Below are 23,301 nucleotides of genomic sequence, written 5' to 3'. Positions count from 1 at the left end.
TGATTATCGACCGGGAAGGGAACGGCTCGAACTTATCAAACCCCGGCGCGTTCAATCGATGCGCTAGTTCCCCGCCAATCGGCCATTTCGCGTTTTGGCTGTGTCAAACGGAAGTCGATCCGTGCCAGCCAACCATCCGAACGCGCGCAAGTTCTTCAGGATGGCCTGCGGGTTCTGGACCGGTGATACGGCGCTCAAAGCATGGCTCTTAACCACAGCCGTAACAGGGTGCGTGGCAGCACAAATCAGCGTCGCGGTCTGGATCAACACCTGGAATCGGCAGTTCTTCGACGCTCTCGAAACGCGTCATCCCCCGGCCATATGGGCGGTCGTCGCCTGGCTTCCGGCCCTCGTCGCGACGGCCGCGGTGGTCCTGTCGGCCCTGGTTATAAGTCGCATCGCCCTTCAGATCCGGTGGCGCCAGTTCGTCACCACCAGGCTAGTGGGCCGGTGGGTATCGCACCAACGCTATTACCACCTTCAGTTCTCGGCGCCTGACCTGCCTGCTCCCGAATATCGGATCGCCGAGGACGGCAGACTTTCCGTCGAACCGCTCGTCGAATTCGTCATAGGACTGATCACCGCCGCGGTCAGCGCTCTGACCTTCGCAACCATCCTCTGGCGGGTGGCGGGATCGGCCAACTTCACGCTGGGTGGCACCGAGGTGGTGATTCCCAGCTACATGGCCCTGTCGGCGATCGTCTATGCCGCCGTGACATCCTATGCCGCCTATCTCGCAGGTTGGCCCCTCGTGAAACGGATCTCGGGGAAGAACGAGGCGGAGGCCCGCTTTCGAGCCGAGATGACGCGCCTGCGCGAGAACGCCGAAAGCATTGCGCTGATCCGTGGCGACGCCGACGAGCGGCTGTCGGTAATGCTGAACTACGGGCGCGTGGTCTCGGTCTGGTTCGGCGTCATGCGCCAGCAGGGCATCGTCGCGCTGGTCCTCAATGCCAACAGCGCTTTCTTCCCAATCGTGCCGCTGCTGCTGATCGCGCCCAAATTCGTGTCCGGCGAGGTGTCGCTCGGTGCGGTGATGCAGATCGTGGCGGCGTTCATGGCGGTACAAGCCGCCCTGATCTGGTTCGTCGACAATTTCCTGCGGCTTGCCGAATGGTTCGCCTCCGTGGCGCGCGTCAACGAACTGCAACAGGCTCTCGATGAACTCGATGATGCGGCAGCAACCGTCCCCGAGCGATCGTTGGGGCTGGTCCATCTCCCGGTCGACACGATCGAACTGGTCAAGCTTTCATTGCATCATGCCAACAGCGCGCCGGTCCTCGCCCCGACCTCCCTGGTGATCGCGCGCGGCGAACGAGTGCTCATCACAGGTGAGAGCGGCGTCGGCAAAAGCACGCTGATCAGAGCCCTAGCCGGGTTATGGCCTTGGGGCAGCGGCACGATCGTCCTGCCCACCGGGCGTTCGATGGCGTTCGTGCCGCAGAAGCCCTATCTGCCGATCGGCGACCTTCGTACGGTGCTTCTCTACCCGCACGCTGCGTGTTCGCCATCGGATGAGCGTCTCGTCGCGATCATGAAGCGCTGTGGGCTCGGCGAGATGGGCGCCCGGCTCAACGAGATTGCGCCGTGGGACCGCCTTCTCTCGGGTGGCGAGCGCCAGCGCATCGCCTTCGTGAGGCTGCTCGTTCAGATGCCGGACATCATCATCATGGACGAAGCGACATCGGCGCTGGACGAAGCGAGCCAGTCATCCCTGTTGGCGCTGTTCAGTGACGAACTCAGCGCCGCGACCCTGGTGAGCGTAGGCCACCGACCAAGCCTCGATGCATTCCACGATCGCAGGCTCACAATGCTCAAGTCCGCCGAGGGCGCAGTGATCGTATCCACGACATTGAACGCCAGGCTCGGCGTCTTCGAACTTGAGACACCGTAAGCCAAGGCGCTCAGGTTCTTGATCGCTTGTGGCAGAGACCTACCCGGTGCCAGCTTGAAGCCCGGATGGGACGCTGATCCGCACGCAATAGCAAAAGACATAATTCTTGGAAAATAATCGCTCAAGGCTCACAGTTTTATTTGCGAAATCAAAGATTTCGCGGGAACTAAAATCGTTCAAAACTAGTTCTTGTATCATTCCGCTCTGGCGGAGGCTTCCATAGGTCAGGCCAAGCTCGAAGCGACACCGCGGCTCAGCGGTGAAGCGATGGTGCTCGCCCGCAGGCACCGGAGCGGAACAGTTGCGTATCGGGATCATTGCTCACCTCAAGCATGCCATCCGGGAGCCATTCGCGGGCGGACTGGAAATGCACACCTCGATGTTGCAGAGCGCGTTTCAGCGCCGGGGTCATGACGTCACGGTGTTCGCTTCGTCGCGCTCTGAACCGGAGACTTGCGTCGAGGCGATCTGCGACGAGACTTCACTGACCGAAATCGGCTGTGACGAGGCCCCGGACAAGGTGTTCTTCCAGGAGCATCACGCGTACCTGTCGCTGATGAACGGGTTGAGGCACCGGCGCTTCGACCTGATCCACAACAACTCCCTGCACTATCTGCCGGTCGCCATGGCCGACGCGCTGCCGATGCCGATGGTCACCACGCTCCACACCCCACCCTTCGCTTGGCTCGAGAGCGGGGTGCGGCTGTGCAAGGCGCCGCACGCAACCTTCGTCGCCGTTTCGGAGTCGATCCGCCGCACATGGAGCAGGGTCGCCTCGATCGACCACGTCGTCCTGAACGGTATCGATCTCGATCGCTTTGCCTTCCGAGCCGAGCCGGCCGTCGAGCCCTACTGGGTCTGGTACGGTCGGATCGTTCCCGAGAAGGGACTCCACCACGCCATCGCAGCTTCGGCGCTTACCGGAGCCACATTGCTGATCGCCGGCCCGATCTCCGATCAGGACTATTTCGATCGTGAGATCGCTCCGCGGCTCGACGAACGGGCCAGGTATCTCGGACATCTTCCGCATTCCGAACTCGCCAGCGTCATCGGGGGCGCACGGACCTTCGTGTGCACGCCGTGCTGGGACGAGCCGTATGGCCTAGTCGTCGCCGAGGCCTTGGCCTGCGGCGTTCCCGTGGCTGCTTTTGCTCGCGGCGCCATCCCCGAGCTGCTCGATGCCGCCACTGGCGTCCTTGCCATCCCGGATGACCCCGCTTCGCTGGCGCAGGCGGGCATCGCCGCCCAGAAGCTCGACCGGCAAACCTGTCGAGCACACGCCGAGCGCCGCTGCGACGCCTCGCGGATGATCGACGAGTACGAGGCGCTCTACGCCAACCTGATCGAGGCCTCCTCCGAGACGAAATTCGCCGCCTGACCAGACCCCAAGCCAAGGAAGGATTCTCCCATGGCCCGTACTCCGCGAGACGACACGAAGGCACCAGACGCTCAGCCAGGCAACGGTGGCGAGCTTCACCAGACCGCCTCGACGCCCGAGACCCGGATCACGACCAATCACGGCGCCCCAGTCAGCGACAACCAGAACTCGCTCAAGGCAGGTGTCCGCGGACCGACGCTGCTCGAGGACTTCGTCCTCCGGGAGAAGATCCAGCATTTCGACCACGAGCGTATCCCCGAGCGCATTGTCCATGCTCGTGGTTCGGCGGCCCATGGCTTCTTCGAACTGACGGATTCCCTCGAGGAGTTCTCGCGGGCGAAGATCCTTACCGAGGTCGGCGTCAAGACCGAGGTGTTCACGCGCTTCTCGACGGTGGCCGGCGGCGCCGGCTCCGTCGATACCCCGCGCGACGTGCGCGGCTTTGCGGTCAAGTTCTACACCAAGGAGGGCAATTGGGACCTCGTCGGCAACAACATCCCGGTCTTCTTCATCCAGGATGCGATCAAGTTTCCCGACCTTGTCCACGCGGTGAAGATGGAAGCGGATCGCGGCTATCCCCAAGCCGCCAGCGCGCATGACACTTTCTGGGACTTCATCGGCCTGATGCCGGAATCGACCCACATGATCATGTGGGCGATGTCGGATCGTACGATCCCGCGCTCGCTGCGCATGATCGAGGGCTTCGGCGTCAACACGTTCCGCCTGCTCAACGATGACGACGAGCCGACCTTCGTCAAGTTTCACTGGCGCCCGAAGCTCGGCACGCAGTCGACCTGTTGGGACGAGGCCGTGAAGATCGCGGGTGCCGACCCGGACTACCACCGTCGCGATCTCTTCGAGGCGATCGAAAAGGGTGACTTCCCGGAATGGGAGTTCGGCGTGCAGTTGCTGAGCCAGGTGGAAGCCGACGCCCTGCCTTTCGACATCCTCGACGCGACCAAGCTGATCCCCGAGGAACTCGTGCCGATCCGCGTGATCGGCCGCATGGTCCTGAACCGCAACCCGGACAATTTCTTCGCCGAGACAGAACAGTCAGCTTTCCTTCCGACCAACATGCCGCCGGGCATCGACGTCTCCGAGGATCCGCTGCTGCAAGGCCGCCTGTTCTCCTACCAGGACACGCAGCTCTCGCGGCTCGGCACGGTCAACTTCCACCAACTGCCGATCAACAAGGCGAAGGGCTGCCCCTTCCAGAACTTCCAGCGTGACGGACACATGCAGACGCAGGTGTTCAAAGGCCGCGCGAACTACGAACCCAACAGCCTCGCCCAAGCCGGAGAAGCTGGCGGCCCGCGCGAAGACCCGGTCGGCGGGTTCCGGACGACGGCCGTGCCGGTCGAGGAGCACAAGGTGCGGCTGCGGCCGGAGAGCTTCGCGGACCACTACAGCCACGCGCGGCTGTTCTTCCGCTCCCAGAGCGAGATCGAGCAGGCCCATCTCGCCAGCGCGCTCGTATTCGAGCTCTCCAAGGTCACGCTCGAACACGTCCGCACTCGGGTGATGGCCAACCTCGCCAATGTCGACGAGACCCTGGCCCAGCGCGTCGCGGACGGTCTCGCCATGCCGTTGCCCAAGGCGTCCCCCGCGGCTGTCGAAACCTCGGACATGGAGCCTTCCCCCGCCCTTCGCATCGTCGGCAAGTACCCGGAGACGCTGAAAGGGCGGGCGGTCGGCATCCTTGTCTCCGACGGGGCTGACGGAGCACTGGTCGCTGCGGTCAAGACATCTGTCGAAGGCGAAGGCGGAACGGTGAAGATCGTTGCCCTCAAGATCGGCGGCGTGAAGCTGAAGGACGGCAAGATGCTAAAGGTCGACGGCCAGCTTGCCGGAACGCCTTCGGTGATCTTCGACGCGGTGGCGATCATACTCTCCGAAGACGGTTGCGCGATGCTGATGAAGGAAGGCGCGGCGATCGACTTCGCCAAGCACGCCTTCGGCCATCTCAAGGCGATCGGCTACAGCCAAGAGGCAAAGCCCCTGCTCGACAAGGCGGGCGTCGAGCCCGACGACGGCATCGTCGAACTGGGCACGGCGAAGGATGCGTTCCTCGCGCCGGCACGGACGCGGCAATGGGCGCGGGAGCCCAATGTCCGCATCCTCGCCTGACAGTGGCAACGCGCGTCGCAGACGCCATTTCGGCGGGTGGGAGTGTTTCGCCCCGCCTCCCGTTCTGCGTATGCGTTCCTGCCCGGAATGAGCAGGAGCGACTGCCGCTCCTGCTCGAGGCCCTGGCCAAACAGGATGTCCAGGGTCCGGTCCCGATAGCGATCTGCCTCAACAACACCACCGATGCGTCCGCGGAAGTCATCGCGACCGTCTCCTGGCGCTATCGCGACCGACTAGCCATTGCCCTGGACGTCGTGACGTTCCCGCTCGAACTAGCCCATGCAGGCTCGGCACGAGCCTCGGCGATGGCTGCCGGCATGGCGCGTCTCGAGCCGTCGGGCGGGGTGCTTATCACCACCGACGCCGATGCGCGTCCTCCAGCCAACTGGATCTCCGCCAATCTCGAAGCGATTGCGCAGGGCGCCGATATCGTCGGCGGTCGTCTGGTTCTCGACGAGGACGATGATATCTCTCCGGGCGTCGTCGCCAGCCGGGCGCTGTGGGATCGCTACTGGGCCGCGGTCCGGCAGATCGAGGACGAGATCGATCCCTGTCCCTGGGATCCGCCACCTCGCCATGGAGACCACACCGGCGGCAGCCTGGCGATCACCACCGAGATGTATCGCCGGTCGGGCGGCGTTCCCTTGATCGCCTCGGGCGAGGATCGAGCCTTCGTCGAGGCAGCCATCGTTGCCGGTGGGCGCCTCATCCATCCACCGGAGGTCTGGACACGGGTCTCGGCCCGGCAGTTGGGTCGCGCGGCAGGTGGCATGGCCGAGATGATGCGGCGGATGAGCGATACGGCGTCGAGCGGCGAGGCTGAGATGGCACCGGCGCTGCGCCACTGGCGCGAGCGTGCCCTGTGGCGTCGTGAGACGCGGCAGGACGTCTGCGGGGCGAGCCGCTTTATCGCGGCCGAGCATGCCCTGCCTTCGATGCCACACGACGCCGTGTTGGCCGAAATCGATTGGACCGGAACCGCCGACTCCGACGCGGGCAGCGGCCGGTGATCGGGCCGATCGGATATTATGTCCATCACCATGGCGATGGGCATCGGCAGCGCGCTTTGGCGATCGCGAAAGCGGCCCCGCATGGTCGGTTCACCTTGATCGGAACGGGACTTGCAGGCCGAACCGAGGACCTTCCCTATCTCGACTTGGCCGATGATCGGCTGACCGACAATCGCGTCTTCGACGGGCGCGACGACACCGCCGACCGACCTCTCGCCCTGCATTATGCCCCTTCGCATCATGGCGGTATCCGCAGCCGTGCCGCGTTGCTGACAAGCTGGATCGCGCGAGAGCGGCCGTCGCTGATGGTGGTCGATGTTTCGGTCGAGATCGCGATGCTGGCGCGACTGGCCGCTACACCGACCGTCTATGTCCGGCTCAGCGGCCTGCGCGATGATCCCGCTCATCTCGAGGCATTTCGGGGCGCCAGCGTGATCCTCTCCCCCTTCCATCGCGAGCTCGACGATCCCGGCATGCCGGACTGGGTGCGCGCGAAGACGCGCTTTTGCCCCGGGCTTTCGGCTTCATCTCGATCGGTGGAGCCAAGGCGACGGGACACCATCCTTGTCGTCTACGGCAAGGGAGGAGCCGGCGGCGACGGGGATGCGCTCGCGGCGGCCGCGCGTGCCTCTCCCGGATTGGACTGGCGCGTGATCGGTCCGGTTTCGCAGCCGTCGTCATGCCCCGACAACCTCTCCATCCTCGGCTGGGTAGAGGAAGCCGAGAGCGAGATTGCGCGCGCCGACCTCGTCGTCGGCGCGGCCGGCGACGGCCTCGTCAACGCGGTGATCGCAACGGGTAGCCGCTTTATTTGCCTCCCCGAGCCGCGCCCGTTCGACGAGCAGGTCTCGAAGGCGCACCGTCTTGCCGCACTAGGCGCCGCGGTCGTGATCGAGCGCTGGCCCCAAGCCTCTGACTGGCTGGGGCTGATCGCTGCCGCGCGCGACCTCGACCCCGGCGTTCTGAACAGGCTGCACGAACCCGACGGCGCCCGCCGCGCGGCCGACTTTCTCCTCGCAACGGCCCGGGAGGGCATGCCCCGTGCATCAGCGTGATCGACAAACACTCGGAGAGGCGCCGTCTCCCGTGCCGTCGCAGCAGGATTTCAGGCCGCGCCTCCAAGCGGTGTTCCAGCATCTGGTTGCATCCGGCGCGCGCTACGACGCAGCACCGCTCTATCCGCAGGAAAGCATCGAGACCCTGCGCAGCATCGGCTTGCACCGCCTGTTCGCCCCTCTGGAGAGCGGCGGCGAAAGCTTCGCCGATGCGCGAGTCGAGAACGCGTCACTTCTCGGCGTCCTCCGGATCATCGGTCGTGCTGACCTGAGCCTCGGTCGAATCTTCGAGGGCCATGTCAACGCGCTGAAGCTGTTCGCTTGGTTCGGCTCTGCCGAGCAGAAGGTGGAGCTCGCGTCGACGCTCAGCGATGGAGCGTTCTATGGCGTCTGGGCGACCGAGCCGCCCCCAGGCGTCACCCTCGGTCGCTCCGGCACGGACTGGCTCCTCACCGGCGCCAAGGCCTTCGCGACGGGGGCTGGCGGTCTGGCCTTCGCCGTCATCACCGCACGGGGCGAGGAAGACGGCACGCAGCTCGTCGTGGTCCCGGCGAATGTCGCGACCCGCACCGATCTGTCGGCCTGGCGCGTGCGGGGTATGCGTGCGACCGGCAGCGGTAGTTACGATCTCACAGGCATGCAGCCGAGGGAGCACCAGCTTTTGGGCGCTCCCGGAGACTATACGGCTGAGCCGCGCTTTACTGCGGGTGCATGGCGCTTTCTCGCGGTCCAGTTGGGCGGCATCGAAGGCTTGCTTGCCGAAACACGCTCAGCGATGTCGGAGACCGCCCGCACCGATCCGCTCCAGCGGGTCAAATTCGGCGAGGCCGTCGCCGCGACCCGAACGGCCTATCTCTGGGTCCGGGAGGCAGCGCAACGTGCTGCCGACGATATCGTGGATGCCCCGGATTTCGTGCGCATGACCCGCGGCGTCGTCGAACGGGCGGCTCTCGATGTCATGGAGCTCTCGGCCCGGATCGTCGGCACGCGCAGCGCCTTCGACGGCCAGCGGATCGACAAGATCATCCGGGATCTGAGCCTTTATCTGCGTCAGGCCGGCCCGGACTATGCTCGCGATCAGGCAGCCATGGCTTGGCTCGACCATGATGTCTGGGGCGAGGATGACCGGCTGTGGTGACGCGGCCGCTGTCCGCGCGGGCGCTCGCTTCGAGTGCCATGGCAATTGCTCGGTGGCTCGTACTGGCGCCTCACGCCGACGACGAAACACTCGGCTGCGGAGCGCTGATCGCGGACGCAGCCTCGCGGGGTGCGCTCGCTGGCGTGGTCATCGTCACCGATGGGGTCGGCTCGCACAGCCACGACGGCCCGGCTTCGCGCGCTCGCCTTGTTGCAGCCCGGCGTCGGGAGGCCGCCCGTGCCGTCAGGGTGCTGGCCGGCCCGGCGCATCCGCCGCCGCTCTTCCTGGACTGGCCGGACGCGCAGCCCTTTGCGGCAGGCGAACCCGGCTTCGAACGGGCAAGGCGCCGGCTCACCGCTCTCTGCCGCCAGCGCCGGGTCGATGCGCTGGCCGTGACGGCGCGGCATGAGCCGCATTGCGATCACGAGGCCGCCTATCGGCTGGCCAGCGCCGTTGCTTCGAGCGCCATGCGTCCCGTCACGGTCTTCGAGTACGTCGTCTGGGCGCCCGAGCCGCCTGGCGAAGGCTACCGGGCGCTGCGCACGCCGCCGATTCTGATCGGCCTCCGCAACGCCGCGCTGGCGGCTCATATCAGCCAGCTCACCCCGCAATTCGGCGAGGGCTTCAGGTTGCCGGCAGCGAAGCTGCGCATGCCCGCATCCGACCTGCTCTATGAAAGGACCGGGCTCAATGCGCGCGCGGAAAAGCCTGCCCCCTGAGTACTTCGAGCGGATGTTCGCGGGCACGCCCGACCCCTGGGGCTTCGAGACGAGCCCCTATGAGCGGGCCAAGTACGAGCACAGCATCGCGGCACTGGGCGGCCACCATTACCGCCAGGGCTTCGAGATCGGATGTGCTAACGGCGTTCTCACGCGTCAGTTGGCGCGGCATTGCGACAATTTGCTCGCCGTGGATGTCAGTGAGACGGCACTCGCCAGCGCGCGAGACCGGTGTTCCGAATTCCACGGAGTTCGCTTCGCCCTCATGGGCTTTCCCGGCGAAGCGCCGACCGAGGCCACATTCGACCTGATCGTCGTCTCTGAAGTCGCTTATTACTGGGACGACGCCGATCTCCGGCAAGCCGCCCGCCAACTGCATGGCCTGCTCGCGCCAGGCGGAGATCTGCTGCTCGTCCACTGGACCGGAGAGACCGATTATCCCCAGAGCGGGGATGACGCCGTCGGAGCCTTGCAACAAGCGATGGCCTCAGACGTTCTGTCCGTTCTGCATGAGCGTCGGCCAGAATACCGGCTCGACCTCTGGCGCCGGAGCCCAGCGTGATCAGCGTCCTCACCTTGGTGAAGAACCGAGAGGCGCATCTGCGAAACCTCGTGGAAGGCTTGCGGCGCAGTGACAGGGCGCCCGCCGAACTCGTCATCGTCGACATGAGCGACACGCCGGTCGCGCATCCCACCGCGGATTTTCCAGTCAGGCTCATCCGCCTCGCGACCGAGGGTTTGGCCTTGGCGGAGGCCCGCAACCTTGCGGCCTCTCATGCGAGCTCGCCCTCCCTGTTGTTCCTCGACGTCGACTGTATCCCTGGCCCGGGCCTGGTTTCCGCGATGGCCGATGCCTTGAATCAGCGCGATGCCTTGATCTGCGCAGAGATCCGCTACTTGACCGCGGGCGATGCCACCGAAGGGAATTGGTCGCATGCCTCGCTCAGCGCAGCCGGCGTGTCGCACCCCGCGCGGTGGTTTCCACCAGCCGGCTTGGCTGCGGAACGAAACTTCGGACTGTTCTGGTCGCTCGCCTTCGGCATCTCCGCCAGCACCTTCAAACGCATCGGCGGATTCGACGACGCTTTCACCGGCTACGGCGGCGAGGACACCGACTTCGCCTTTCGCGCTCGGGAGACCGGCATTGATCTCTTTTTCCTTGGCGGCACGTGCGCCTATCACCAGCACCACGGCGTTTTCGACCCGCCCCTCCAGCATTTCGAGGACATCGTCCGCAACGCCCGCGTCTTCCATGCCCGATGGGGTGCATGGCCGATGCTAGGATGGCTTGATGCTTTCGCAGATCGGGGCCTCTTGATCCTCAAAGATGATCAAGTCGAGATCAAGCGTCAGCCGACCGTCCAGGACATTCGCGACGCCATGCGTCCACGCAGCCAGCCGTTCTGACCCCTAGGCAGGTAAGGCAGATCGTCCGTGAAACAGTTTGAACTTTCGCGGAAGCCAAAACGGTCCCGAGCCGGCCCAAGCTCACTCCAGCGCGTCCGAGATCTTGGCCTTCTGCTTCGACGACGCCAGCGTCATCATCAGGATGAAGGCTGCCAGCACGAGGCAGATGCCATTGGTCAGGATCAGCGGCCATTGGCCCTGCATCAAGCCGTAGATCAGCCAGAGCAGGAAACCGATCGTGTTAATCGCGTACATCGGGGCAGAAAGCGAGGATGTGTCGCGTGTCTTCACGATCCGCCAAGCCTGGGGCATGAAGCTGACTGTCGAGCAGAGCGCCGCGCCGAACCCGATGATGGTCACCCAGTCCATGGCCACCATCCGTCGTCAGAGGATCGGTTTGCCCCCGGTCACCGCGATCGTGGCGCCGGAAATATAGCTGGATAGCGGATCGGCCAGCATCACATAGGCCGTGGCGAGTTCCGCCGGCTGTCCGGGACGCTTCATCGGCACCTGCTTGCCGAAATTCGAGACCCGCTCTTCATTCATCGTCGAGGGAATGAGCGGCGTCCAGATCGGACCCGGGGCGACCGAATTCGCCCGGATCTCCTTCTCGGCGAGGAGCTGCGCCAACCCGGCGGTGAAGTTCTGGATCGCCCCCTTGGTCGTCGCGTAGGCAAGGAGGGTGGGGTTCGGCATATCCGAGTTCACCGACGCGGTGTTGATGATCGCGCTGCCTGCGGGCATGTGCGGCACCGCCGCCTTGGTCAGGTAGAACATCGAGTGGATGTTGACCCGGAACGTAAGCTCCCACTCCTCGTCCGAGATCTCGCTGATGTCGTCGAAGGTCGCCTGATGGGCGGCGTTGTTGACGAGAATGTCGATCCCGCCCAGCTCCGCCATGGCGGTCTCAACGATCCGGCGGCAGTGCGCCGCCGACTGGATGTCTCCGGGTACCAGAACCGCCTTACGGCCGGCCTCCTCGACCCAGCGCTGGGTTTCGGCCGCGTCGTGATCCTCATCAAGGTAGGAGATCAGGAGATCGGCACCTTCCCTGGTGGCATAGGCGATCGCAACAGCCCGGCCGATGCCGCTGTCGCCGCCGGTAATGATCGCGCGTTTGCCCGCAAGACGGCCCGAGCCCCGGTAGGAGGTCTCGCCATGATCGGGGCGAGGCTCCATCTTGTCGGTCGAGCCCGGCATCGCTTGCTGCTGATGAGGAAACGGCGGCTTCGGGTATTCGGTCATGAGCTATCCTCCGCCGATCAGAAACGTGTTGATGCTCGAATGCTGGCCTTCCGGAGCAGAGCCCGGCGGCAAAGCTCAGACGACTGCCGCTCTACGTCTCTCGAATTTCAGGAAACCCCCAAGGGCCGGGGTGATGAACAGCCAACCCCTCAAGGCCGTCGGCGTTCCGCGGCTTCCACGAAATGACCGAAGGGCGACTGGACGGAACATGCCGGCATGGCCGCCGTTCCCTCTCCACGAACCCTTCGGTCCCGGCTGCTAGCTTCCTGCGTCGAATCCAGGAACGCTGGCCGGCGAGAGGCCAGCGAATCCTTCCTCGTCTTCGGACATCATCATGGCCCGCACCGTCTCCGACTTCATCTGGACGCGTCTTCACGACTGGGGCGTGAAACGCGTCTACGGCTATCCGGGTGACGGCATCGGCGGCCTCATCGCTGCCTTGCAACGACGCGAAGACGACATCGAGTTCGTCCAGGTCAGGCATGAGGAAGCCGCGAGCCTGATGGCATCAGGCGAAACCCGATTTACGGGCGAGGTCGGGGTGTGCATCGCCACCTCGGGACCCGGCGCGGTCCACCTGCTCAACGGTCTTTACGATGCGCGCCTCGATCACCGCCCGGTGGTCGCCATCGTCGGTCAGCAGGCTCGCTCGGCGATGGGCTCGCACTACCAGCAGGATCTCGACCTGCAATCGCTCTTCAAGGATGTCGCCGGCGCCTATGTCGAAACGGCCTCGGTGCCGGCGCAGGTGCCGCATCTGATCGATCGCGCCTTCCGGATCGCCATCGCCGAGCGGCGCGTCACCTGCGTGATCCTGCCCAACGATCTCCAGCTCGAGGAGATGGTAGAGCCGTCTCAGGAACACGGCATGACCCATTCGGGGGTCGGGATCGAATTGTCGCCCGTGGTTCCTGCTGCGACGGCTCTCCAGCGTGCGGCCGAGGTGCTGAATGCGGGCGAGAAGGTCGCCATCCTGGTGGGCGCCGGCGCGATCAATGCGACCGACGCGGTGCTCGCCACGGCAGAGAAGTTGAAGGCAGGAATTGCCAAGGCCCTCCTTGGCAAGGCCGCGGTGCCCGACGAAGTCTCGTTCTGCACAGGTTCGATCGGTCTGCTCGGGACGAAGGCGAGCTGGGACCTAATGCAGGGCTGCGATACCCTGCTGATGATCGGGTCGGGCTTTCCCTATACGGAGTTCCTGCCGAAACCGGGACAGGCGCGCGGCGTCCAGATCGATATCGATGCCGGCATGCTGGGACTGCGCTATCCGATGGAGGTCAACCTTATCGGCGATGCAGCCGCGACACTCGAAGCCCTTCTGCCGTTGCTGAAGCCCAAGGCCGCCGACGATTGGAGGGCGACGATCGAGGCCAATGTCAGCGATGGCTGGCAGGAGGTGGCCGACAGCGCAATGGTCGAGGCCTCGCCGATCAATCCTCAGCGCGTCGCATCTGAACTGTCCGAGCGCCTGCCGGAGCGCTGTATCGTCACTGCCGACAGCGGCACAACCACGGTCTGGTACGCGCGCCATCTGCGCTTCCGGCGTGGCATGATGGGCTCGGTGTCGGGCACGCTGGCGACGATGGGCTGCGCCATTCCTTACGCCGTCGCGGCGAAGTTCGCGCATCCTGATCGTCCGGCCATCGCGCTGGTCGGAGACGGCGCGATGCAGATGAACGGCATCACCGAACTGGTGACGATCGCGAAATACTGGAAGCGTTGGGCCGATCCGCGTCTCGTCATCATGGTACTGAACAACCGGGAGCTCGCCTATGTGACCTGGGAGGAGCGGATCCAGGCCGGCGATCCGAAATGGCCGGCGAGCCAGGAGCTGCCGGACCTTCCCTATGCCGAGATCGCCAAGTTGATGGGACTTGCCGGGCGGCGGGTCGAGGATCCCGAACAGGTCGGACCGGCCTGGGATGAGGCGCTGGCGGCCGATCGGCCCTTCGTCCTCGACATGGTGACCGATCCAAACGTTCCGCCACTGCCGCCGCACATCACCTTCGCTCAGGCACGCGGCCTGGTCGGCGCTTTGGCCGGCGGCGACCCGGATGCCGGTAGCGTCATTGCGAATACGGCACGCTCGCTGCTCGGTACGCTGCTGCCGACGCAGAAGAATCGGTGAACTGCTCGCTCGACCTCCCCGATTCACCGCGCGGATCTAGGCCGTTGTCGCCGGCGTTATTCCGATTGAGTGGCGATAGATGGGTATCCCGATGACCCAATTCGTACGCAACAACGGTCTGACCCTGGCGCTTATCGGGATGTTCCTGGTCTCGCTCGGTGGCATGGCGCTCACCGGTTTTACCTCGCACAACCAGGAACTCGTGCAGCACGGACGACAGGCCATGCCTCTCGGTGCTTACCTAACGAGCGGACCTTTCCTCTCGGCCCTCTTTGAGAATTGGGAGAGCGAGTTCCTTCAGATGGCGACTTACGTCGTCCTGACCGCGATGCTGTTCCAACGGGGGTCGGCGGAGTCCCGCGATCCCGACGCTCCGGAGCGAGAGAATGATGACCTGCCCTGGCGCGCGCAACAGCCCAGGCTTGCTTGGCTCTATGAGCATTCGCTGGGGCTAGCGCTCGCTGGCCTTTTCATCGCCTCCTTCGCGCTCCACTGGTGGTTCAGCGCCATAGCCGCCAACAATGAGGCGGCACTCCACGGGCGCGAACTCGAGACGATGCTCGGCTATCTGACCGACGCTCAGCTCTGGTTCGAATCCTTTCAGAACTGGCAGTCCGAATTCCTGTCCACGGCCCTCTTGGTCGTGCTGTCGATCTTCCTTCGTCAACGAGGATCGCCCGAGTCGAAGCCGGTGGCGGCCGATCATTCCGAGACCGGGGCCTGAGGCTGGATGATCGCGGTTCGATGGGAGCCGCGTTCGATCTCGCTCCCTTGTCGCTGCTGGACAGGACCCAATGGCTGATCACGTCATGCTCGACCTTTCGGCCCGCGCGGATAGCTTCTATCGAAGGCCGGTGCAGGCGGTGGCGCGAGACCTGATCGGCGCGACACTCCTGTTCAAGGGCGCGGGCGGTCTGATCGTCGAAACCGAGGCCTATGACCTTGAGGACCCGGCCTCCCACAGCGTGAACGGGCCGAACATGCGAAATCGCAGCATGTTCGGCCCTCCCGGTCATGCCTACGTCTATCGCTCCTACGGACTTCACTGGTGCCTGAACGTGGTATGCGGCCTGACCCCGGGTGCCGCTGTCCTTATTCGTGCAATCCAGCCACTAGTCGGTGTCGAAGACATGAGAATCCGCAGAGGCAACCTGCCCGAGCGGCAACTCTGCTCGGGTCCTGGTCGTCTCTGCGCAGCCTTGGGGATCGACGGCACTTGGGATGGTCATGACCTCAGGCGACCACCGTTCTCGATGTCGTCAGGGCCGCCTATCGTTCAGGTTGATGTCGGAACGCGCATCGGTTTATCGCGGGCGTCGGATGTTCCCTGGCGTTTCGGCCTTGCCGGCTCGGCATTCCTCAGTCGGCCGATCCGGTGAAGGAAGGTTCGTGACCCTCCGTCCCGGACCGCTGTTCCGCGGAATGACATCATACCTTCAGCGATCCGCCGAGCCCGGCTCCGCCATCTTCCGGTGTTGCTTGGCGAGCGTCTCGGCCGGAGTGACGTTGGCCAGCGACGACTGGATCTTGTTCTTCCAGCCGCTGACGACGTCGCCCTCTCCAGCGAGAACCGCATCGTAACCTGCCTTGGCGACGTCGGCCGGATCGTCCTTCTCGTCCTGCCCCACCTTGGTGTCGAGCAGCCCGGCGCGCTCGAAGAAGCGGGTTTCGGTCGGCCCTGGCATTAGGCAAGTGACTGTGACGCCCGTATCCCGCAACTCCTCGCGCAGGGCGAATGAGAAGGAATCGATGAAGGCCTTGGTGCCGTTGTAGACGGCCTGGAAGGTGCCGGGCATGAACCCGGCGATCGAGAGGATGCGGCCTTCTCCCCGCTCCCGCATCTGTCGGCCAACCTTCTTGATCAGCAACAGCGTGCCGACGATGTTGGTGTCGATCACGCGCAGCCACTCAGCATCGTCCTGGTCAAGGAAGCCGTGTCCGAGGCCGCGCCCGGCATTGGCGAAGAGCAGATCGACCGGTCGTCCCGCTTTAGCGATCTCCGCGACGAGTTCTTCGACCCCCTCCTCGTCGCTAAGGTCGGCAACGATCGAGACGACGTTGGCGCCCTCGTCTTTAAGCTTCGCGGCAGCGTCGTGGATGTCGGTTTCGTCCGCCGCGATGATCAGGTCGTAGCCGTCAGCGGCGACGAGTTGCGCCAGCTCGAAGCCGATGCCGCTCGACGCGCCCGTGACAACGGCCAGTTTTCCCGTTCCATTCGTCATGTCGTTCTCCTCGCTCACGGCTTGAGAACGACCTTGATGCAGCCGTCCTCCTTGTCGCGGAATGTCTGATAAAGCCCCGGCCCATCCTCTAGCCCCGCCCGGTGCGTGATGACGAAGGAGGGGTCGATCTCGCCGGACATGATCTTCTCCAGAAGCGGCGCGAGATAGCGGTGTGTGTGCGTCTGTCCCGTCTTGAGCGTCAGCCCCTTGTTCATGAAGGCGCCCATCGGGATCTTGTCGAGGAAACCGAAATAGACGCCGGGCATCGAGATCGTGCCGCCCTTGCGACAGCACATGATCGCCTCCCGGAGCGCATGCGGACGATCGGTCGCCAGGTAGGTTGCGGCCTTGATCTTGTCGATGACGGCATCGAACGAGCCGCTGCCATGGGCCTCGGCACCGACCGCGTCGATGCAGCGATCGGGGCCACGGCCCTTGGTCATTTCCATGAGGCGGTCGTAGACGCCGACATCGTCGAAATTGATCGTCTCAGCCCGACCCTTGCTCGCCGCCAGCGCAAGCCGCTCGGGAACGTTGTCGATCGCGATGACGCGACCCGCGCCGAACATCCAGGCCGACTGGATCGCGAACTGCCCGACCGGACCGCAGCCCCAGACCGCCACCGTGTCACCTTCCTCGATCTCCGCATTCTCTGCCGCCATGTACCCGGTCGGGAAGATATCGGAGAGAAACAGCACCTGCTCGTCCGGAATGCCGTTCGGCACCTTGATCGGCCCGACATCGGCATAGGGCACTCGCAGGTATTCCGCCTGCCCGCCCGGGAAGCCGCCGAGCATGTGGGAATAGCCGAACAGGCCGGATGGTGACTGACCCATCGCCTTTTTGGCCTGATCCGCATTCGGATTGGAACGGTCGCAGAGCGAGAAAAGCTGCTTGCGGCAGAAGAAGCAGTCGCCGCAGGCGATGTTGAACGGCACCACGACCCGATCGCCGACCTTGAGGTTCCGGACGTCGCGCCCGACCTCGACGACCTCCCCCATGGTCTCGTGTCCAAGTACGTCGCCTGCCTCCATCGTCGGCGTGTAGCCGTCATAGACGTGCAGGTCGGAGCCGCAAATCGCGCAGGCCGTGACCTTGATCACGACATCGCCGGCATCCTGGATTTGTGGATCGGGCACCGTTTCGCAGCGAATATCGCCCTTGCCGTGCCAGCAGAGTGCTTTCATGTCGTGGGTCCTTGGTGACCCCCCACTCTGCGAACGCGGCCTGCCGGTGACCGTTCCGTAAAATATCCTTGCGACTCAATTATTTGTCGCTCGCCGAGATGGTGGGAAACCGTGCCGCGACAAGCTTGTTCGGCGCCCCACGGTTCGAACGCCGAGGCCTACGACCGGAGCCTTATTAAGTGGGCGCAATCACCGTTGAACCTTACCGAGCACCGGACGTTGAAGGCTTTGGAGACTGCGAGGCTTCCATTCATCGCCCGATCCCTCCATCATCATCAGCCGCTGGCGCGAGCGTCCACCGACCGGGCGGGCAATGCACCGGACACTGACCTCATTTCTCCCTCCGGATGAGCTGGAAGAGATACTGGCCAGCGAGCTGGGCCGCTCTATAGATTACATTCGGTGGTGCCTTGGCAGCGAAGCCATCGTCCCAGCCTGTCTCTTGGCGGCCGCTCTACGAGTGGGCGCTCGGACGGGAACGGTCGCACCTGCCAACCCGCCCCCGAGACCGGCTAGATAACCCCCTCGATGAGACCGAGGCTCTTGGCCTCGGTGGCCTCAATGTACCAGTTCTCGGGCGCCCGCTTCAGAACCTCCTCCATCGTGACCGCTGATCCCGCAATCAGGTTCTGGAAGCCTTCGTTCTGGATCTGGATCGAGTGGTCTATCTCGTTCAGCTTAGCCTTGAGGTTGGCGATGCAGGCGGTCAGCGGCCCGTCTAGCGTGATGTTGGCTTGCAGCTTGCGCTCATGGATCATAAGGCGTGTGCCGCGGGTCAGGTAGCGGTTAGGGCGCGCGAAGAAACTCATGAAGGTCGCTCCCGCAGAGTAAATCGCGGCTTTGCCTAGGAATACGAACCGTCGACTGGGCTCGTGCTCTGAGTGATAGCGAATGTCCTCGCCCATCATTCGCGCCACCTCTGGATCGCCTCCAAGCGTGCTGAGCTCGATGACGACGATGCCCTCACGTGGAGCGGAGGCCAGCCGATCACGAAAGAAAGCATACATCGCATAGTCGACCGCGCCGGCGAGGAGGATCGGCGGATCGAGGAAATCGCCGGGCGACAACGGACGAACCAGATCAGGCACCGACTGAGTATGCGGCGATATGGTGGACAGGCTCATGTGCGCTCCATGAATGGTTGATGCCCTCGAACTCGAGCATCTGTCCTCGGTTCCGGATGACCGGCTGGCACCGTGCAGGAACGCCATGCCCTGCGTTCTTTTGGCGTCCGCAAGCCTCCTTCGACCCGGCGGCGCAACCCCTACGGCCTTGTTGCGTTCCCTTCGAAAGGGAGCCTCGACATGCCACATCCATCCTTGCCTACCGGACGTGAACTGGCGGTCGCCTTCGCGAGAAAATTTCCCGGTCAGGACTGGATAGCGCGGCTATCCGAACGCTCCGGGATGGATCGCGATACGGTCGAGTGGCACCTACAGGAAGATATGGCCCCACCGGACGCGGTCATGAAAGCCGCCTCGGAAATGGACGGCGAGCCCGAGCAGCGCGGTGACGCAATGGCACGGGATGATCTCCCCATCGTGGGCCTGCCCGGCAACCTCGGGAAGCTCAACACGGATTAGCCCCGTCCACTCGTTTCAGGAGACGTCGATGCCCAACCGTGGAAAAGATGCCAAGAAACATCAAGGGGACGCCCTGGCCTCCCCGGAACCCGCAAAACGAGATGCCGCCGGTCAGTACGCAGCCTCACCGCGCGCATCTCCCAATCCCGGCGGATTGGTGAGTGCGAACCCCGTCGTGCTCTCCGGCGATGGTGATGCGACAACGGGGAACGGGCACGGCCGAGACCGCGAACAGGAAGGGGCGAAGGCAGGCTAGGCGCCGGTCTCGTCCATAGGTCCGTCGAAATCGGCCCTCGAATGTACGAGGGACCCGTCTCAGCAAGAGCTGCCTGGCTCCGGGAGGAGTTTCAGCGCCGGATTTCGGAACTTCAGAATGAAATTCTGGTTGCGACCCCGGGGGCCAATGGGTCGGACGTCGATGCCGAAATTCAACATCATCACAGACGCGGGTAACGGGCCGGAAGGCATTGACGAGCCGGTGGAATTTCCGGACATCAAGGCTGCTACCGACGACGCACAGATTGCCTTGGCCGAGATGGCCCGAGACAAGTTGCCGAACGGCAAGCGCGCAGATTTCGGTGTCAAGGTGGCCGATGAGACCGGGAAGGACATCTACCAGGCTGACCTGCATTTTGAGGCCAGGACCGAAGACGATCTCGAGGTCGGATCGGACGCGCCGGATCCCGCAGCAGAACTCGCTCGGGGGCCGAGAGACTGATGGCCGAAACCGTGATCGCGAGACGCTGGGCGTCCATCATTCGCACTCGGGACAAGGCGGCATATACCGACTATGTCCGTCGGACGGGTGTCAGTGACTACGGCGCCACGGACGGTAATCTCGGCTTTCAGTTGATGCTGCGCGATCTGCGCGATGACATCACCGAGGTGGTCACCATCAGTTGGTGGGCGTCGATCGACGCTATCAAGGCGTTCGCAGGCGAGGATCATCAGCGCGCACGCTACTACCCCGAGGACGACCGGTACCTGCTGGAGAAGCCCGATACGGTGGAACACTGCGACGTAGTCATCGACGGGTTGGCCTTGCCATCCCGAGTCACCTGAAAAGACCTGATGGGATTGACTGGTCTCGCTCTTTGCAAACGCATCCTGGCGCCGTTGATCGGGCTTTCGGTCGAGCATCTCGTCCTTGCCTCTAAAAGTCTCAGCCTTCCGGCCAGATCTGATTGCGCATCGCGCCGCGCGGCGATCAGCAGGATCCTTAGTGCGTTTTTCAAAGCGGCAACCGCGCGGTCTCATGCGGTTCCGTAAAGCCGAGCCGAGTAGCCCCGCGGACCTCAGTCCGACCTTTCGCATCTGAGCTCCGGAACCGCGGAACTTCGTCGCCGCGGTCCCGTTGCCGCAGCGAAGGATCGTGCAAGAGGAGTCCGTCATGATGTTCGTAGAGCAGATCAAGGAAGGCCAACGCGTCATCGGCGCGGACGGTGGCCACGTCGGGACGATCGACGGCCTGAGCGGACAGCTTCTCAAGCTGAAGAAGAACGATCCCGAATCCGGTGGAGCGCACCACTATCTCGATATCGGCCTCGTCGTGGCCGTCGAGGGAGATACCATCAAGCTTATCGTCCCGGCTGCCGAAGCGAAGGAACGCTGGTCCGAGGCGGCCGAATGAGAGGGATCGATCGTCGAACCCTCCTTGGTGCCGCCTGCATGATTGGAACGGCTAAGCGTTCGAGTGCGGACACGCGGATCGGCGTCGACAGGTTCGGTTCGTCGGGATCGACCGTTTACCTGCTGCACGGCTCGGACGGGCTGACCAATGCCGGGCGCTATCAATTCGCGGCGCAGACGATCGCAAACGCCGGTTATGCGGTGCTGCTGCCGCGCTATTTCGAAGCGACCGGCGACAGTCGAGCGCGCTATGGCGACATCCGGTCCCAATATGCGACCTGGCTGCGGACGCTTGAGGCCATCATTGCCGACCCTCCGCGCGGCACCGCGGCAGACCGCGTTGCGGTCGTTGGCTTCTCTCTGGGCGGCGCTCTTGCGCTGTCCCTCGCCTCGCGCTCATCGCGGATTCGGGCTGTCGTCGATTTCTTCGGCTTCGAGCCTGAGAGCCTCGGCGCGGGACGCATGCTCCCGCCGACACTGATCCTGCATGGCGACGCCGATCGCGTCGTACCGGTGGCCAATGCGACGGCGATCGAACGCCTGATAAGGTCGCAGGGCGGGACCGTCGAGAGCCGCATCTATCCCGGCGAGGGACATGGGCTGTCGCTTACGACATTGCCGGATGCCATCGGAAGGACGCAGGATTTCCTTCGACAACATCTCTAACCGATCCGATGCCGTGTTTCGTCACGACTTGATCGATCCGGTAGAATCCGAAGATGCCAGCTCAGCCGCCCGATCGGATCGAAATCCGAGCTGCCGATGAAGACGCGGGCGCGATCGTTGCCTTCCCCTATGATGCGGCGCTTGTGGAACGTTTCCGCGCTCGTTTTCCCGCAGCACGATGGAGCGATCATGCCTGCGCCTGGTTCGTCCCCGGGACAACCGCGGAGCGCCGGGTTGCGGTCTGGCTTCAACGCGAGCTGCCCGAGCACCTCGCGTTTGCCGACGAGCGCGGCCGGGATGCATTCTCATTCGATCCGATCGAGAGCGAATATCTTGAGGCGAACGGAGACGTGATCGTCAGAACACCGTATTCCCGCACCGTCATCGACAACCTCCGCGGCGTTCCTTGGGCGGCGTGGGATCGCGAGGGGAAGGTCTGGCGCGTACCGTATCGATCTCTCGAGGCGTTGAGATCTTGCTGGCTCTCCATCGAGATCGCTGCACGGCGGGCGGAACCCAGCGAACGCAAACGGCGCCGTGAGGAGCTGAAGCGCTCGCCGGAGTTCGCGGACATCAAGCAACGCGAAGCGGAGAGGCGGCGCAAGCGGCTGGCCGTTCCGGCTTCGCAACTCCCACCCCCGGGTCGACCGGTGATGACGGTGAGGGGCATCGTCGTGGTGACCGGCAGTGATGGCGAACTTGTCGATGTCGGTGGGGCGGACGGGGCCGAAGCCGCTGCCGACACCGAGGATCATGTCTGGATCTTCTGGCGTTCGCCGACTCTCGAGGAACTCATTCGGACCTGGCCGGCGCGACGGGAGCCCGATATGCCGGAACGAGCCAGGGGGTGGTGGCAGCCGACGCTCGAGGAGTTGCGCGAGGCCCGGCGGAAAGCGAAGTCGATCGAACGGGCGGCGGCCACGCGGAGCGCCCGGCTGGCATGAGGGGCCTCTGCCGCGACCGCAATTCGCATTGAACACGCGCTGGGCTCAATGCCTGAAATCTGGCCAAGCCCCTCAGGAACAGCGCCTTTCCTGCGGTGTTGGGCTCTCACGTTCAGCGACGAGATCAGAGCATGGAAATCCGCGTCGGCTATCAGATCGAGATCACCACGGCGCAGCCTGTCTCGTGCATGACCCTGCTCGATCCGCACCCCAGCCGCGACGGTGACATGGTCAGCTTGCCGAGGCCCCGGGTGACCTCGCTAGCTGACGGGTCGGAAGTGCGGGTGCGTGAATACACTGATGGCTTCGGTAACCGGTGCCGACGGCTTCTCGTCCCCGCGGGGGGCGTCCTCTTCACCAGCGATTTGGTCGTTCGCGATGCAGGCATACCCGACCAGTGGGACAAGCAGGCGCCCGAAATTCTGCCGGACGACCTGCCATCCGAGGTCATCGAGTACATGCTGTCGAGCCGCTATTGCGAGGTTGACGAGGTGTCGGCCACGGCGTGGAATCTGTTCGGCTCATTCGCTCCGGGTTGGAACCGTGTCCAGCAGATCTGTAATTACGTGAATGCGCAGATCCGGTTCGACTACCAGTTCGCCCGCAATACGCGCACCGCGGCCCAGGCGATGAACGAGCGTGTGGGCGTCTGCCGGGACTTCACGCATCTCGCCATCGCGTTGTGCCGCGCCATGAATATCCCTGCCCGTTATTGCAACGGATTCCTCGGGGACATCGGAGTTCCGCCGGATCCAGCGCCGATGGACTACAACGCCTGGTTCGAGGCCTATCTGGGCGGCAAATGGTATGCCTTCGACGCTCGCCACAACATGCCGCGCATCGGTCGCATCCTGGTGGCGCGGGGACGGGACGCCGCCGACGTGCCGATGATTCATACCTTCGGCCCCCATCTTCTCCAAAGATTTGAGATCGTCACCGAGGAGTTGGCTGCCACCCGGGCCTGAACCG

General features: G+C 64.1%; 24 protein-coding genes. 19 read left to right on the top strand and 5 right to left on the bottom strand.

Annotated elements, in window-relative coordinates:
- Positions 1-121 precede the first annotated feature (121 nt).
- From ASE63_RS08365 to ASE63_RS08325, 9 genes are all read left to right on the top strand, one after another.
- A complete protein-coding gene (locus ASE63_RS08365) occupies positions 122-1,894 on the top strand; it encodes an ABC transporter ATP-binding protein/permease (RefSeq protein ID WP_082609763.1) in 1,773 nt (590 codons plus the stop codon).
- Positions 1,895-2,195: 301 nt separating this feature from the next.
- The gene (locus ASE63_RS08360) at positions 2,196-3,272 is read left to right on the top strand and encodes a glycosyltransferase family 4 protein (RefSeq protein WP_056799442.1); all 1,077 of its coding nucleotides are present in this window, start codon (positions 2,196-2,198) and stop codon (positions 3,270-3,272) included.
- A 30-nt stretch (positions 3,273-3,302) separates the two neighbouring features.
- Entirely contained in the window at positions 3,303-5,399 is a 2,097-nt protein-coding gene (locus tag ASE63_RS08355; protein ID WP_056799439.1) for a catalase, read from the top strand.
- Positions 5,363-6,409, top strand: a complete 1,047-nt coding sequence (locus ASE63_RS08350) for a glycosyltransferase (protein ID WP_082609762.1) — start codon at positions 5,363-5,365, stop codon at positions 6,407-6,409. Before ASE63_RS08355 ends, ASE63_RS08350 begins: the two co-directional genes overlap by 37 nt.
- Positions 6,410-6,714: 305 nt before the next feature.
- A complete protein-coding gene (locus ASE63_RS08345) occupies positions 6,715-7,464 on the top strand; it encodes a glycosyltransferase (RefSeq protein WP_348271347.1) in 750 nt (249 codons plus the stop codon).
- Positions 7,465-7,495: 31 nt separating this feature from the next.
- On the top strand, positions 7,496-8,602 hold the full coding sequence (locus tag ASE63_RS08340; protein ID WP_056799433.1) for an acyl-CoA dehydrogenase family protein: 1,107 nt from the start codon (positions 7,496-7,498) through the stop codon (positions 8,600-8,602).
- A 38-nt stretch (positions 8,603-8,640) separates the two neighbouring features.
- Positions 8,641-9,321 (top strand): PIG-L family deacetylase, encoded by a 681-nt coding sequence (locus tag ASE63_RS08335; RefSeq protein ID WP_082609771.1) that lies wholly within the window; start codon positions 8,641-8,643, stop codon positions 9,319-9,321.
- Complete coding sequence (locus ASE63_RS08330; protein WP_056799429.1) at positions 9,293-9,883, top strand: class I SAM-dependent methyltransferase; 591 nt, start codon at positions 9,293-9,295, stop codon at positions 9,881-9,883. Before ASE63_RS08335 ends, ASE63_RS08330 begins: the two co-directional genes overlap by 29 nt.
- A complete protein-coding gene (locus ASE63_RS08325) occupies positions 9,880-10,728 on the top strand; it encodes a glycosyltransferase (RefSeq protein WP_244491335.1) in 849 nt (282 codons plus the stop codon). Before ASE63_RS08330 ends, ASE63_RS08325 begins: the two co-directional genes overlap by 4 nt.
- 81 nt (positions 10,729-10,809) lie before the next feature.
- Here ASE63_RS08325 and ASE63_RS08320 read toward each other — a convergent pair whose 3' ends face one another.
- Entirely contained in the window at positions 10,810-11,097 is a 288-nt protein-coding gene (locus ASE63_RS08320) for a SemiSWEET transporter (protein WP_056799711.1), read from the bottom strand.
- Positions 11,098-11,112: 15 nt separating this feature from the next.
- Positions 11,113-11,973, bottom strand: a complete 861-nt coding sequence (locus tag ASE63_RS08315; RefSeq protein ID WP_056799423.1) for an SDR family oxidoreductase — start codon at positions 11,971-11,973, stop codon at positions 11,113-11,115.
- A gap of 334 nt (positions 11,974-12,307) precedes the next feature.
- Here ASE63_RS08315 and ASE63_RS08310 point away from each other — a divergent pair, with 334 nt between their 5' ends.
- The 3 genes from ASE63_RS08310 (at position 12,308) to ASE63_RS08300 (ending at position 15,480) form a co-directional block, all read left to right on the top strand.
- Positions 12,308-14,101, top strand: a complete 1,794-nt coding sequence (locus ASE63_RS08310; protein ID WP_056799420.1) for a thiamine pyrophosphate-requiring protein — start codon at positions 12,308-12,310, stop codon at positions 14,099-14,101.
- A gap of 79 nt (positions 14,102-14,180) precedes the next feature.
- Positions 14,181-14,825 (top strand): DUF6766 family protein, encoded by a 645-nt coding sequence (locus ASE63_RS08305; protein ID WP_244491334.1) that lies wholly within the window; start codon positions 14,181-14,183, stop codon positions 14,823-14,825.
- 70 nt (positions 14,826-14,895) lie between these two features.
- On the top strand, positions 14,896-15,480 hold the full coding sequence (locus tag ASE63_RS08300) for a DNA-3-methyladenine glycosylase (protein WP_244491333.1): 585 nt from the start codon (positions 14,896-14,898) through the stop codon (positions 15,478-15,480).
- A 57-nt stretch (positions 15,481-15,537) separates the two neighbouring features.
- Here the strand turns inward: ASE63_RS08300 and ASE63_RS08295 are convergent, their stop codons facing one another.
- The 3 genes from ASE63_RS08295 to ASE63_RS08285 form a co-directional block, all read right to left on the bottom strand.
- On the bottom strand, positions 15,538-16,323 hold the full coding sequence (locus ASE63_RS08295) for an SDR family NAD(P)-dependent oxidoreductase (protein ID WP_056799703.1): 786 nt from the start codon (positions 16,321-16,323) through the stop codon (positions 15,538-15,540).
- Between the two features lie 14 nt (positions 16,324-16,337).
- Complete coding sequence (locus ASE63_RS08290) at positions 16,338-17,510, bottom strand: zinc-dependent alcohol dehydrogenase (RefSeq protein WP_056799418.1); 1,173 nt, start codon at positions 17,508-17,510, stop codon at positions 16,338-16,340.
- Between the two features lie 512 nt (positions 17,511-18,022).
- The gene (locus tag ASE63_RS08285; RefSeq protein WP_056799414.1) at positions 18,023-18,634 is read right to left on the bottom strand and encodes a hypothetical protein; all 612 of its coding nucleotides are present in this window, start codon (positions 18,632-18,634) and stop codon (positions 18,023-18,025) included.
- A gap of 180 nt (positions 18,635-18,814) precedes the next feature.
- Between ASE63_RS08285 and ASE63_RS27125 the strand changes: the two genes are divergently transcribed.
- From ASE63_RS27125 to ASE63_RS08255, 7 genes are all read left to right on the top strand, one after another.
- Positions 18,815-19,093, top strand: a complete 279-nt coding sequence (locus ASE63_RS27125; protein WP_156410254.1) for a hypothetical protein — start codon at positions 18,815-18,817, stop codon at positions 19,091-19,093.
- Positions 19,094-19,511: 418 nt separating this feature from the next.
- Positions 19,512-19,811 (top strand): hypothetical protein, encoded by a 300-nt coding sequence (locus ASE63_RS08280; RefSeq protein ID WP_156410253.1) that lies wholly within the window; start codon positions 19,512-19,514, stop codon positions 19,809-19,811.
- Positions 19,811-20,155, top strand: coding sequence for an antibiotic biosynthesis monooxygenase (locus ASE63_RS08275; RefSeq protein WP_082609761.1), 345 nt, complete (start codon positions 19,811-19,813; stop codon positions 20,153-20,155). Before ASE63_RS08280 ends, ASE63_RS08275 begins: the two co-directional genes overlap by 1 nt.
- A gap of 328 nt (positions 20,156-20,483) precedes the next feature.
- Positions 20,484-20,723 carry a DUF2171 domain-containing protein gene (locus tag ASE63_RS08270; protein WP_056799408.1) on the top strand — a complete coding sequence of 80 codons (240 nt, stop codon included), beginning with the start codon at positions 20,484-20,486 and terminating at the stop codon, positions 20,721-20,723.
- A 38-nt stretch (positions 20,724-20,761) separates the two neighbouring features.
- Entirely contained in the window at positions 20,762-21,388 is a 627-nt protein-coding gene (locus ASE63_RS08265) for a dienelactone hydrolase family protein (protein ID WP_056799405.1), read from the top strand.
- A 53-nt stretch (positions 21,389-21,441) separates the two neighbouring features.
- Positions 21,442-22,332, top strand: a complete 891-nt coding sequence (locus tag ASE63_RS08260) for a hypothetical protein (RefSeq protein ID WP_056799402.1) — start codon at positions 21,442-21,444, stop codon at positions 22,330-22,332.
- A 131-nt stretch (positions 22,333-22,463) separates the two neighbouring features.
- Positions 22,464-23,297: a transglutaminase family protein gene (locus ASE63_RS08255; RefSeq protein ID WP_056799400.1), complete on the top strand. Its 834-nt coding sequence runs from the start codon at positions 22,464-22,466 to the stop codon at positions 23,295-23,297.
- Positions 23,298-23,301 lie beyond the last annotated feature (4 nt).

The sequence above is a fragment of the Allobosea sp. Root381 genome (genome assembly GCF_001429395.1).
Classification (GTDB): domain Bacteria; phylum Pseudomonadota; class Alphaproteobacteria; order Rhizobiales; family Beijerinckiaceae; genus Allobosea.
The sequence above is the reverse complement of the archived record's forward strand: the minus strand, read 5'-3'. Positions and strand labels throughout refer to the sequence as shown.

Coding starts and splice junctions, on each gene's coding strand:
- ASE63_RS08295 (WP_056799703.1), bottom strand. CDS start 16,323: ATGACGAATGGAACGGGAAAACTGGCCGTTGTCACGGGCGCGTCGAGC.
- ASE63_RS08255 (WP_056799400.1), top strand. CDS start 22,464: ATGGAAATCCGCGTCGGCTATCAGATCGAGATCACCACGGCGCAGCCT.
- ASE63_RS08315 (WP_056799423.1), bottom strand. CDS start 11,973: ATGACCGAATACCCGAAGCCGCCGTTTCCTCATCAGCAGCAAGCGATG.
- ASE63_RS08265 (WP_056799405.1), top strand. CDS start 20,762: ATGATTGGAACGGCTAAGCGTTCGAGTGCGGACACGCGGATCGGCGTC.
- ASE63_RS08285 (WP_056799414.1), bottom strand. CDS start 18,634: ATGAGCCTGTCCACCATATCGCCGCATACTCAGTCGGTGCCTGATCTG.
- ASE63_RS08280 (WP_156410253.1), top strand. CDS start 19,512: ATGCCGAAATTCAACATCATCACAGACGCGGGTAACGGGCCGGAAGGC.
- ASE63_RS08305 (WP_244491334.1), top strand. CDS start 14,181: ATGGGTATCCCGATGACCCAATTCGTACGCAACAACGGTCTGACCCTG.
- ASE63_RS08300 (WP_244491333.1), top strand. CDS start 14,896: ATGGCTGATCACGTCATGCTCGACCTTTCGGCCCGCGCGGATAGCTTC.
- ASE63_RS08270 (WP_056799408.1), top strand. CDS start 20,484: ATGATGTTCGTAGAGCAGATCAAGGAAGGCCAACGCGTCATCGGCGCG.
- ASE63_RS08330 (WP_056799429.1), top strand. CDS start 9,293: ATGCGCGCGCGGAAAAGCCTGCCCCCTGAGTACTTCGAGCGGATGTTC.
- ASE63_RS08345 (WP_348271347.1), top strand. CDS start 6,715: ATGGTGGTCGATGTTTCGGTCGAGATCGCGATGCTGGCGCGACTGGCC.
- ASE63_RS08260 (WP_056799402.1), top strand. CDS start 21,442: ATGCCAGCTCAGCCGCCCGATCGGATCGAAATCCGAGCTGCCGATGAA.
- ASE63_RS08310 (WP_056799420.1), top strand. CDS start 12,308: ATGGCCCGCACCGTCTCCGACTTCATCTGGACGCGTCTTCACGACTGG.
- ASE63_RS08320 (WP_056799711.1), bottom strand. CDS start 11,097: ATGGACTGGGTGACCATCATCGGGTTCGGCGCGGCGCTCTGCTCGACA.
- ASE63_RS08290 (WP_056799418.1), bottom strand. CDS start 17,510: ATGAAAGCACTCTGCTGGCACGGCAAGGGCGATATTCGCTGCGAAACG.
- ASE63_RS08335 (WP_082609771.1), top strand. CDS start 8,641: ATGGCAATTGCTCGGTGGCTCGTACTGGCGCCTCACGCCGACGACGAA.
- ASE63_RS08355 (WP_056799439.1), top strand. CDS start 3,303: ATGGCCCGTACTCCGCGAGACGACACGAAGGCACCAGACGCTCAGCCA.
- ASE63_RS08275 (WP_082609761.1), top strand. CDS start 19,811: ATGGCCGAAACCGTGATCGCGAGACGCTGGGCGTCCATCATTCGCACT.
- ASE63_RS27125 (WP_156410254.1), top strand. CDS start 18,815: ATGCCACATCCATCCTTGCCTACCGGACGTGAACTGGCGGTCGCCTTC.
- ASE63_RS08350 (WP_082609762.1), top strand. CDS start 5,363: ATGGGCGCGGGAGCCCAATGTCCGCATCCTCGCCTGACAGTGGCAACG.